Origin of the sequence: Geotalea toluenoxydans JCM 15764, from assembly GCF_001311985.1 — a bacterium.
Lineage (GTDB): Bacteria > Desulfobacterota > Desulfuromonadia > Geobacterales > Geobacteraceae > Geotalea > Geotalea toluenoxydans.
In genome coordinates this window covers 223,998-235,431 of sequence record NZ_BBCJ01000001.1, presented here as the reverse complement: position 1 = coordinate 235,431, position 11,434 = coordinate 223,998, and the positions used below count along the sequence as shown (strand labels likewise).

Here is an 11,434-nt window from a genome sequence, read left to right as displayed (position 1 = left end):
ACTCCTAGGGGCCTAGATCTTGCGTTTATCAATGACCCGGCTGGCCTTGCCTTCCTGCCTGGGAATGCTGTTCGGCTCGACAAGTTTGACAGTTGCCCCGACACCGAGCATGGAGGCAATCTTTTTCTCCACCATTTCCAGGAAAGCCCGCTGCTTTTTCATCTCATCGAAGAAGATATTCTCCGTAACCTCGATGCGCACCTCGAGTTCATCCATGGCGCCGATCCGGTCGACCACCAACTGGTAATGGGGTTCGCAGCCCTCGATGGCAAAGAGGACTTCCTCGATCTGGGACGGGAAAACGTTGACCCCTTTGATAATGAGCATGTCGTCGCTGCGCCCCATGGTTTTTTTCATCCGCACCATGGTCCTGCCGCAGTCGCATTTGCTGTAATCCAGCGATGTAATATCCCTGGTACGGTAGCGGATCATGGGCAACGCTTCCTTGGTAAGCGTGGTCAGAACCAGTTCGCCGACACTGCCTGGAGGAAGCACCTGGCAGGTTTCCGGATCTATGATCTCTGGAATGAACGCGTCCTCGAAGATATGCATGCCGCATTTACAGGAACATTCGCCGGCGACACCCGGGCCGATGACCTCGGAAAGTCCATAGTTGTCGGTGGCGCTCAGACAAAGCCGGGTTTCGATTTCCTTGCGCATGCTTTCGGACCATGGCTCACCGCCAAACAATCCAACTTTTAATGAGAGGTTCTTTGGATCTATCCCCATCCTCTCCATCTTGTCGGCCAGGGTGATGGCATAGGTGGGCGTACAGACCAGTGCGGTGGATTTGTAATCCTGCATGATCATGATCTGTTTTTCCGTATTGCCCGAGCTCATGGGAATGACGCTGGCGCCGATGGTCTCGGAACCGTAGTGGAGACCGAAGCGCCGGTAAAAAGCCCGTAGCCGAAAGCGATCTGCACCACGTCGTCATGGGTTACGCCGGCAGCAGTCATGAACCGGGCTACCAGTCCGGACCAGGTCTTCAGATCATGTTTTGTATAGCCGACCACGGTGGGTTTGCCGGTCGTGCCCGAAGAAGAATGAATGCGCACCACCTCCCGAAGCGGCACGGCAAACATGCCGTAGGGATAGTTGAGCCTCAGATCTTCCTTGGTGGTGAAAGGAAGTCTGGTAAGGTCCGACAGGGACTGGATGTCCTCGGGTACGATCCCCAGTTCATTGAACTTGTTGCGATAACAGGTCACATTCTTGTAGCGCGGTTCAAAGTGGCCTGCAACCTTTCCAGCTGCAGCTGTTGGATTTCTTCCCGTTCCATGCATTCGTACGTCTGGTCCCAGATCAGTTCCATAATTCCCTCGCCAAGATATTACCTTTCCCAAAGTTCTTTCTTTTCCCTGCCCAGATATGCGCGCTGAACATCCTTATTTTCCAGCAGGTTTGAAGACAATCCTTCAAGTATTACTTTACCTGTTTCGAGAACATAGCCACGGTCGGCAAGATTAAGCGCGGCCTTTGCATTCTGTTCCACCAGCAGTATGGTCGTGCCGTGCTGGCGACGCAGATTGTCGATGACCCGGAAAATCTCCTGGACAACCAGTGGAGCCAGTCCCATGGACGGTTCGTCCAGGAGCATCAGCTTCGGGCGGGTCATCATCGCCCGGCCGATGGCCAGCATCTGCTGTTCACCTCCGGACAGGGTGCCTGCAGGTTGTTTACGGCGTTCCTCAAGTCGCGGAAAAAGTGCAAATACTTCCTGCTTGTCTTGCCGAATCCGGCTTTTCGCCTCTCTCTGCCGGTGCCTGAGGTATGCCCCCAAGTCCAGGTTATCCTCAACGGACAGCGGTTTGAAAACCTGGCGTCCTTCGGGCACCTGGCAATGCCGAGGCGTACGATGCGGTCGGGAGAAAGTGCCTGGACCGGTTCCTTTTCGAAGAGGATCTCACCCCCGGCAGAGGGGGTGACACCGGAAATGGTATTGAGAATAGTGGTCTTCCCTGCTCCGTTTGCCCCTATCAGAGTGACGATTTCCCCTTGCGCCAGATGTATGGAGATATTCTTCAGGGCGTGGACCTTGCCGTAATAGGTATTTATGTTCTTCAGTCGCAGCATCTAAAGATCCTCCCCCAGGTAGGCAGAGATGACCTCGGCATTTTCCTGTATTTCACGGGGAGTCCCTTCTGCCAGCTTCTTGCCAAGGTTGAGTACGATGATACGGTCACAGATATCCATCACCAGTTCCATGTCGTGTTCAACGAGAACTACCGAGACACCCTTATCCCGGATAGCCCTGATCAGCTTGGCGAGTCCCAGGGTTTCCTGGCTGTTCAGACCTGCAGCAGGCTCGTCCATCAACAATATTCGCGGTTCGCAGGCCATGGCCCTGGCCAGCTCCAAAAGGCGCCCCTTGCCGAAGGGAAGATTGCCTGCTTCTACTTGGGCCAGTTCCGCTATGCCGGCAAATTCCAGCCAACCCATGGCCTCGCTACGGATCCTGCGCTCTTCGGCAGCAGCCCAGGGCATTCTCAACGCACAGGAGAGCATGCCGCATTTGCTGCGACTATGGAGGCCGACCATGACATTTTCCAACACCGTCATCTTTGCGAACAATTCGATATTCTGAAAGGTGCGGACCATGCCAAGCCCTGCCAGCCGCTCCGCCGGCAGGTTGGAGATATCCCGGTCGTCGAGAATAACCGCACCGGCAGTACGGGTGTAGATGCCGGTGATGATGTTGAACAGGGTTGTCTTTCCTGCCCCGTTGGGACCGATGACACCGGTGATATCTCCACGATGCATGGTAAAGGAGACATCATCCAGAGCGGTAACGCCGCCAAAAATCTGCTTTATGCCCCGAACCTCAAGCATCGGCCGCCCCTTCCCTTCTCCGGCTCGTTACCCGGCGAAGCAGTGCCGGAATGCCCCGCACCAAGCCTCCCGGCATGAACATTATCATCAGCATGAGGAGCAGGCCGTAAAAAACGATATCGTAATCGTGGAGAAAGCGGAGGAATTCGGGAAGCAACGTGAGGAGAGCGGCCCCCAGAAAAGAGCCGTAAACACTGCCGAGGCCGCCGATGACCACCATGGTCAAAAGCTCCACGGAAAAATTGAATCCGAAAGAGGCTGGTGCGACGAAGGCCATGGTATGGGCATAAAGGCTGCCGGCCAGAGATGAAATGACGGCGGAGAGTGCAAATATCTGGACCTTGAGCAGTCGTGCATTGACCCCCATGACCCTGGCGGCGACCTCCGAATCGTGGATTGCCCTGAGGGAGCGCCCGATGCGTGAATTGGTGAGATTTACGGCAAAGAGTATGACCAACAGGGTAAAGAACCAGATCAGGTAGTAATTTTTCAGGTCGGTATCGAAGGTCATCTGTCCCAGTTGAAGGTTTGGTATGCCGGACAGGCCGGAGGGGCCTCCTGTTATGTCGACAGTCTCGTTGAAGACGATATAGATGATGATGCCGAAGCCGAGGGTGGCCATGGCCAGATAGTGCCCCTTGAGCTTCAGGATGGGGAAACCGATGAGAAATGCCAACATACCGACAACTGCGGCTGCAGCAAACATCACCAGCCACGGGTTCATGCCGTGCGTTGCGGTAAGCACACCGGAGATGTAGGCGCCGAGGCCGAAAAAGGCGGCATGCCCGAGGGATATCTGGCCGGCATAGCCGAGCAGCAGGTTCAAAGCCACGGCAAGCATGGTGTTGATGCCAACGAAGACCATGACATTGATCAGGTAACTCTCTTTCATCAGAAATGGGATGACGAGAATGATCGCGACAAAGGCTGCAAACCTGGTAAGAGAGTTCTTCACGTCACACCCGTTCCGTCTCGGCTTTGCCGAACAGCCCCTGGGGGCGGATGAAGAGAATGAGGAGCAGGATGATGAAGGCAATGGCATCCTTGTAACCCGATGAAATCATGCCCGCCCCGAGGGATTCCAGCACCCCGAGCAGTAGTCCGCCTACAACGACGGACATCCCGGTGCTCATACCGCCGATGATCGCAGCACAGAAGCCCTTGAGCCCGAGCATTACCCCCACATCATAGGCGGTCATGGTCAGCGGGGCGATGATGATGCCGGCCATGGACCCCATGGCCGAGCTGATAACGAATGACAGGAGTACCATCCGTCTCACGTCGATGCCGACAAGGCCTGCGGCGCGTGGGTTGTAGCACAGGCCCGCATGGCCTTGCCGCTGATGGTATGGTAGAAGAAATATTTGTTCAGACAGATTACCACCACGGTGATGCCCATGATCCACAGGTGTTGGGGAAGCAATGTGGCACTGCCGATGCTGATGGGGTCGTCTCCGGAAAAGGAGGGAACGGAATGGGTGTCTTTCCCCCAGATGAGCATGGCCAGCCCTCTGATAAGGATGCTGCCGCCGATGGTGATGATGACAAGGTTAATGGGTGATGCCTTGGCAAGTGGACGGATAGCCAGCCGTTCGAAAAGAAGTCCGCACAGGGTTGCACCAGCACCGCCATGGGGACAGCGCCCCAGAGGGGGAACTGGAGGATGTCCAAAAAAAAGAAGGTCAGGATTCCGCCCAGCATGACGAACTCACCCTGGGCAAAGTTGATGATGCCGGTGGCGTTGTAGATGATGGAGAAACCGATGCCGATCAACGCATAGATAGCTCCGGTGGCAAGGCCTGAGAGAGAATACTGTAAGATCTGTTCCAACTGCATTTACCTCGACATCCATACGCACAGAGAGACACGAAAGCCGTGTCTCTCCATGGATTAATTCAGGGCAAGTGCTGCCCGGTTGTCTTTATTTGACGAGGACCCAGTCCCTGTTTTTAACTTCCACCAGAACAAAGGCATCTTTGCCCAGACCGGCATGGTCCTGGGGCGTAAAGGTAAAGGTACCGCCTATGCCATGGAACTGCCTGGTCTTTTCCAGTTGGTTGCGGATACCTGCAGGAGTATCCCCTCCCCTCTCGATGGCCCCTTTCAGGAGCATGACAGCATCCCAGGCATGACCGCCAAAATGGTCGCCTTCAGCTTTGAATTGTCTCTTATAGTCGTTGACGAAGGACAGGAGCGCTTTCTTCTGTGGGTCTGAAGCAGGCAGCACATCGGCAACTATAACCTTACCTGACGGCAGCTTGATCCCTTCGGCTGCATCCCCAGCCAGTTGAATGAATTTCTTCGATGAGACCCCGTGACTCATGAATAGGGGAATTTTGATGCCAAGCTGGCGCGCATTCTTGGCGACAACCGCCGGCCCGGGATTGGTCCCCCAGCAGATGAGCGCCTGGGCCTTTGAGCCTCTGACCTTCGTCAGCTGGGCCGACATGTCGGTATCTTTCGGTCCGTAAGTATCATCGGAAATAACGGAGATGCCATACCTGGCAGCCTGGGCCTTAAGCTGCTCGCGGCCGGACTGGCCGAAGCCGTCGGAAACGGTGAGGATGGCTACCTTGGTCAGCTTGTGCTTCTGCAGGTAGTCAAATATCCTGGCCACGGCAAGGGAATCATTCTGGGCGGTTTTGAAGACCCATTTTCTGGCAGGCTCTGTAATTTTTATTCCTGCTGAGCAGGAGATCAGGGGTATACCCGCCTTTTCAACGTCATTGATGATTGCCATGGATTCACCGGTAGTACTGGGGCCGATGATTGCCGCGACCTTGTCATTCTTGATCAGCTTGTTGACCAGCTGTTTGGCTTTAGTTGCGTCACCGCCGGTATCGTAAACCACCAGCTCAAGCTTCTTGCCCTTGATGCCCCCTGCCTTGTTGATCTGATCGACAACCATTACGGCAGTATTACGCTCTGGTTCGCCAAGGAAAGCAGCCGGGCCGGTAACGGAAAAAAGTGCGCCGATTTTTATGGTTGGCGCCGCAAAGGCTGTTGCGCTGGACAGTATCAAGGTTGCTGCAGAAAAAAGTGACAGTAATCTGTGCCGCATACGACCCCCCGATAAATTATTTCATAACTCCCGCTTACTTGATAACCACCCAGTCACCTTTGGTGACCCTGACCATTTCAAATGCGGAGAGATCAAGACCATTGTGGTTTGTGGGCGACATGTTGAAGACTCCGGAGATGCTGACCAGTTTGCGGGCCTGCTCTATACCGTTGCGGATCTGCTCCGGGGTAGTCCCCGACTTCTTAATGGCCTGGGTCAGCAGGAGAAAAGCATCATAGGCATAGCCACCGAATGTGGAAGCTTCGGTACCGTAAGCCTTTTTGTAAGAATTGTCATAGGATTTCAGCAGTTTATACTGGGCGTCGGTTTTTGGCAGAACATCATAGATGGCCAGTTTGCCGGCCGGCAGCATTACACCTTCTGCGGCATCGGCGCCAGCCAACTGGATATATTTCTTTGATGCCACACCATGACTCATATAGATGGGAGTCTTGATCCCCAGTTGCTTGATGTTCTTGGTAATCACTGCCGGCCCTGGATTGGTCCCCCAGCAGATGATGGCTTCGGGCTTCAGCCCCCTGATCTTGGTCAGCTGTGCCGTCATATCGGTATCTTTCGGCCCGTAAACTTCATCGGCAACAATCTTCAGCCCTTTCTGCCTGGCCAGAGCCTTGATCTGCTCCCGGCCCGACTGGCCAAAACCGTCAGTTACCGTCAGCAGGGCGAAGGATTTCTGCTTCTGCTTCGCCATGTAGTTCATGATCTTTTCAGCGGCAACATGATCGTTGGCAGGAGTTTTAAAAACCCACTTCTTCACCGGCTCAGTAATCTTTAGCCCCGCAGCACAGGAAATAAGCGGAATACCCGCCCTTTCCACGTCGTCGATAATAGCCATGGACTCGCCGGTGGTGCTTGGTCCGATGATGACCGACACCTTGTCGTTCTTGATCAGTTTGTTGACCAGCTGCTTTGCCTTGGTGGCGTCACCACCGGTATCGTAAATAACGGCCTCCAGTTTGGTGCCGTTGATCCCCCCACTTTCGTTGATTTCCTTGACCAGCATCTCCAGAGTGTTTTTCTCTGGTTCTCCAAGAAAGGAAGCAGGACCGGTAACGGAGAATAATGCACCGATGCGGACGAAAGATGCTGCCGTTGCCGTGCCTACAGAAAAGCACGTCACCATTGCTATTGCATACGAAACGATTCTTTTCATGCTTGCTCCTTAATGGGTTACATGCTGTAGAGCCGCTCACCGGGCAGGATGTTGAAATTATTATTCAGAAGGGTTTCGATAGCCTTTGCCGTTTCGTCGAAACGGAAAATCATGACCGCATTTTCACCGCATCGCTCCACAAAGGCATACATGTATTCCACGTTGATGGATTCCCGGTCCAGTGCCTGGAGGATTGCAGAGAGGCCTCCGGGACGATCGGGGACCTCCACGGCTACCACCTCCGTCCTGTTGACGGTAAAGCCATTGCTCTTAAGCACACCGCATGCCTTTTCCCGATCATTGACAATGAGCCGCAGAATCCCGAAATCCGAGGTGTCGGCAAGGGAGAGTGTGCGGATATTGATGTCGTTTTCCCCAAGTATCCTTGTCACCTCTGCCAGACGACCAGACTTGTTTTCAATGAAAATGGAGATCTGTTCTACCTGCATCGATACCTCCGGTAAATGGATTTTTTGGCCTGCAACCATGTGAACCAGTTTTCAGTTCCCCATGGTCCTGTTGTCGATAACCCGTTTCGCTTTGCCTTCGCTACGGGCGATGGTTTTAGGCTCAACCAGCCGCACCTTGCAGCTTACGCCCAACATGTCCTTGATCTCTTTTTCGATGGAATGGGAAAGTGCCTGAAGGTGTTTGACCTCATCGGAAAAAGGTTTTCTCCCACTTCCACCTGCACTTCCAGGACATCAAGGTTTCCCTTACGCTCTACGATCAGCACGTAATGGGGTTCGACCCCCTCGATCCCCATGAGGATCGATTCAATCTGGGACGGAAAGACATTGACACCGCGGATGATGAGCATGTCGTCGCTCCGGCCGCTCATCCTGGCGATCCGTGCATGGGTCCTGCCACAAACGCACGGCTCAAAAGTGATGCTGGTAATGTCCCTGGTCCGGTAGCGCAGGAGCGGGATGCCTTCCTTGGTGATGGTCGTTATGACCAGTTCCCCCTTGACGCCTGGAGGAAGCGCCTCTCCTGTCATGGGATCGATAATCTCCGGTATGAAGTGATCTTCCCAGATATGCAGTCCCTGTTTTGCCTGCTGGCATTCTATGGCGACGCCCGGCCCCATGATTTCCGACAGTCCGTATATGTCTATGGCCGACAGGTTCAGCTTGCCCTCGATCTCCTTGCGCATGGAGTCAGACCATGGCTCGGCACCGAAAATGCCCACCCGCAGACTGAGATTCCTGAAATCCACATCCTCCTCCACCGCCGCTTCGGCCATGAATAGGGAATAGGACGGAGTGCAGGTAAGGACGGTGGAACCGAAATCCTTCATGATCATGATCTGTTTTTTGGTGTTGCCCCCTGACATGGGGATAACCGAGGCTCCCAGCTTCTCTGCACCGTAATGGGCGCCGAGACCGCCGGTGAAGAGGCCGTAACCATAGGAGTTATGGATGATGTCACCCTTGTGGACCCCTGCAGCAGCAAAAGAACGGGCCATCAGTTCGGACCAGGTCTCGATATCCTTGCGGGTATAGCCTACCACTGTCGGTTTGCCGGTGGTGCCGGAAGAGGCATGAATGCGGACAATGTCTTCCATTTTGGCGGCAAAGAGACCATAGGGATAACTGTCCCGCATATCCTGCTTGTAGGTGAAGGGGAGTCGCTGCAGGTCGGCCAATGAGGTGATCTGTCCCGGCTTTACTCCTGCCTTGTCCAGTGCATTTTTATAAAAGGGAACATTTGCATAGATGCGCTCCAGCATAGCCTGCAAACGTTTAAGCTGCAGTGCTTCCAGCGCCGGTCTGGGAAGAGTTTCAAATTCTTCATTGAACATGGGCAGAAACCCCTTTAATTTTACAGCGGCAAGCGGTCAAGCTGCTTCCCTGCCAAGGTAAAATGCCTTCCGGTTTATTTCTACAGCCTTGGGGGGAACCATTTTTTCGATGGCTGCAAGCCAGTATTTTTCATCCATATCCAGGCATTTAGAGAGGGCACCGATCAACACCGTGTTTGCAGTTTTGGCGTTGCCGGCAGAGGTGGCAAGCTTCAGACCGTCAAGAAGAATGCAGTCGGGAAAACGCTGCCGGATCTTCTCTTCCAGCCTTCAGGGTAGGCTTCTCCCCCGGTGGAAACGATGGAAGGGTTTATTTTCAGGTCATTAACGACCAGCTTGCATCCTTTTTTCAACAAAGGCAGGTATCGATAAGATTCGAGCAGTTCGAAACCGAGCAGAATGTCGGCCTCTCCTTCGGGAATTATCGGTGAATTGACTTCATTACCGAAGCGCACATGGGAAACGACACTGCCGCCTCGCTGGGACATGCGTGGATCTCGCTTTTCTTCACGTCGAAACCCGCCTCCTTGAGAACTTCGGAGAGTATTTCCGAGGCGAGAAGGGTTCCCTGTCCGCCCACACCTACCATGAGTATATTGGTAATCTTGCCGCTCATTTTTTTGCCCCGATTGCGTTGAATTTGCAGACCTGCTCACAGATGGTGCATCCCGTACAGAGCTGTGGGTCGATGGTTGCCTTTCCCTTTTTCTCCCCTTCCGCCTGCCAGATGATAGCAGGACAGCCGAGCTTCAGGCAGGCCCGGCACCCCGTGCAGAGCTCCAGGTCCACTTCGAAAGTATTTCCTCTCTTGAAGACCCCTTCCCTCTTGATGAGCACGCATGGCCTTTGGGTGATGATTACCGATGGCTCAGCTCTGTCCATCTCTTCCTGCAGGACCTTTTTTGTTTCGGCAAGATCCAGTGGATCAAGAATTCTGATATTTTTTACCCCCAGAGCGCTTACCAACTGGGGCAGATCGACCTGAAAGGTTTCTTCGCCCATGAGGGTATAGCCGGAGGCGGGGTTTTCCTGTCTGCCGGTCATGGCGGTAATGCGATTGTCGAGAATGATGACCGTGGCGGGCGCCTTGTTGTAAACCATGTCCAGCAGACCTGTTATGCCCGAATGGAGAAAGGTTGAATCGCCGATGACAGCCACGATTTTTTTCTGCTCCTCCGGGGAGAGAACCTTGGTGATGCCGGTGGCATTGCCGATACTGGCCCCCATGCAGACACAGGTATCCATGGCGGAAAGGGGAGGCAGAAAACCCAGGGTGTAGCAGCCGATATCGCCTGTGACATAGGCCTTCAGCTGATTGAGGGTATAGAAGACACCACGATGGGGACAACCCGGACACATGTTGGGGGGGCGCCCCGGCAGCTTCTCCACGGTGTTTTTTTCCGGCTCTGGCAGATTGAAGGCTTTACGCAGGATGCCTGGGGTCAGTTCTCCACAGATAGGGATGATATCCTTGCCGGTAACAGGTATGCCGAGAGCCTTTATCTGCTCTTCCATGAACGGATCCAGCTCCTCGACCACATAGAGCTTGTCTACCTTTGCCGCAAATTCACGGATCAGTTGGTCCGGCAGGGGGTAGACCATGCCGAGCTTCAGCACCGAGGCCTCGGGCAATACTTCGCGCACATACTGGTAGGGGACGCCCGATGTGATAACGCCGATGGCAGTATCCCTCATTTCCAGGCGGTTGATGGGAAGATTTTTCCCGTACTCCTTGAGCTTGAGGGTCCGCTCTTCGATAAACGGATGACGGACCTTGCGTTGCCGGGAAGCATGACGAATTTAGCAGCGTTTCTGGTCAGTTTTGGAATGGGCAGACCGGTAACAGGCTCTTCCAGAGTTACGATGGATTTGCCGTGGGAAGTACGGGTGGTGGTGCGCAGCATGACCGGGGTGTCGAACTGCTCGGATATGTCGAAAGCCAGCCGGGTGAAGTCCTTGCACTCCTGGGAATCTGACGGCTCCAGCATGGGCACTTGGCAAACCTGGCATAATTACGATTATCCTGTTCATTCTGGGAGGAATGCATTTCAGGGTCGTCAGCACTGACCAGGACAAGTCCGCCATTGACACCGGTGTAGGAAAAGGTGAAGAGCGGATCTGCGGCAACGTTGACGCCCACATGTTTCATGGTGACCAGTGCCCTGCCACCGCCAAAAGAGGCGCCGATACCCACCTCTAATGCAACTTTCTCGTTTGGCGCCCAAGACGCATCGATGTTTTTATACTGGACGATGTTTTCAAGTATTTCTGTGGATGGGGTGCCCGGATAAGCACTGGCCACCCTTACCCCTGCTTCGAAGGCACCGCGGGCAATTGCCTCGTTGCCGGAAAGAATTTCCTTCATTAGACACCTTTTTCAAATAAAATAAGGGGACCTGGGAGTCTGTCGGATTCTCTCGCTTCGATCCCTAAGTCCGACAGACTCCTAGCCCCGTAAAGAGCCAAAAATATACAGAAAGAAGCAGGTATAGTCAATCTGTTTGTAGAACGGGGTTACACCGAATCGGCTGTGTAGCAGGTTGGCGATGAAATGTTTTAGATT

Annotated in this window: 5 protein-coding genes and 6 pseudogenes; all 11 read right to left on the bottom strand. The window is 53.9% G+C overall.

Annotated elements, in window-relative coordinates; genetic code table 11:
• Window positions 1-12: 12 nt before the first annotated feature.
• Window positions 13-1,315 (bottom strand): annotated as a pseudogene (locus JCM15764_RS01155) (phenylacetate--CoA ligase family protein).
• A gap of 18 nt (window positions 1,316-1,333) precedes the next feature.
• Window positions 1,334-2,076 (bottom strand): annotated as a pseudogene (locus tag JCM15764_RS01150) (ABC transporter ATP-binding protein).
• Window positions 2,077-2,832 (bottom strand): ABC transporter ATP-binding protein, encoded by a 756-nt coding sequence (locus JCM15764_RS01145; protein WP_054691723.1) that lies wholly within the window; start codon window positions 2,830-2,832, stop codon window positions 2,077-2,079.
• Window positions 2,825-3,787, bottom strand: a complete 963-nt coding sequence (locus tag JCM15764_RS01140) for a branched-chain amino acid ABC transporter permease (RefSeq protein ID WP_054691721.1) — start codon at window positions 3,785-3,787, stop codon at window positions 2,825-2,827. Before JCM15764_RS01140 ends, JCM15764_RS01145 begins: the two co-directional genes overlap by 8 nt.
• A gap of 1 nt (window position 3,788) precedes the next feature.
• Window positions 3,789-4,668: pseudogene (locus JCM15764_RS01135) on the bottom strand (branched-chain amino acid ABC transporter permease).
• An 85-nt stretch (window positions 4,669-4,753) separates the two neighbouring features.
• A complete protein-coding gene (locus JCM15764_RS01130) occupies window positions 4,754-5,893 on the bottom strand; it encodes an ABC transporter substrate-binding protein (RefSeq protein ID WP_054691720.1) in 1,140 nt (379 codons plus the stop codon).
• A gap of 34 nt (window positions 5,894-5,927) precedes the next feature.
• Complete coding sequence (locus JCM15764_RS01125; protein WP_054691718.1) at window positions 5,928-7,067, bottom strand: ABC transporter substrate-binding protein; 1,140 nt, start codon at window positions 7,065-7,067, stop codon at window positions 5,928-5,930.
• Between the two features lie 17 nt (window positions 7,068-7,084).
• Complete coding sequence (locus JCM15764_RS01120; RefSeq protein ID WP_012647874.1) at window positions 7,085-7,516, bottom strand: ACT domain-containing protein; 432 nt, start codon at window positions 7,514-7,516, stop codon at window positions 7,085-7,087.
• Window positions 7,517-7,567: 51 nt separating this feature from the next.
• Window positions 7,568-8,871: pseudogene (locus tag JCM15764_RS01115) on the bottom strand (phenylacetate--CoA ligase family protein).
• Window positions 8,872-8,907: 36 nt separating this feature from the next.
• Window positions 8,908-9,487: pseudogene (locus tag JCM15764_RS01110) on the bottom strand (indolepyruvate oxidoreductase subunit beta).
• Window positions 9,484-11,236, bottom strand: a pseudogene (gene iorA / locus JCM15764_RS01105) (indolepyruvate ferredoxin oxidoreductase subunit alpha). The pseudogenes JCM15764_RS01110 and iorA overlap by 4 nt, the downstream one beginning before the upstream one ends.
• Between the last annotated feature and the right edge of the window lie 198 nt (window positions 11,237-11,434).

Excerpts from the sequence above, each read along its gene's own strand:
- JCM15764_RS01145 (WP_054691723.1), bottom strand. The coding sequence starts at position 2,832 with ATGCTTGAGGTTCGGGGCATAAAGCAGATTTTTGGCGGCGTTACCGCT.
- JCM15764_RS01130 (WP_054691720.1), bottom strand. The coding sequence starts at position 5,893 with ATGCGGCACAGATTACTGTCACTTTTTTCTGCAGCAACCTTGATACTG.
- JCM15764_RS01125 (WP_054691718.1), bottom strand. The coding sequence starts at position 7,067 with ATGAAAAGAATCGTTTCGTATGCAATAGCAATGGTGACGTGCTTTTCT.
- JCM15764_RS01120 (WP_012647874.1), bottom strand. The coding sequence starts at position 7,516 with ATGCAGGTAGAACAGATCTCCATTTTCATTGAAAACAAGTCTGGTCGT.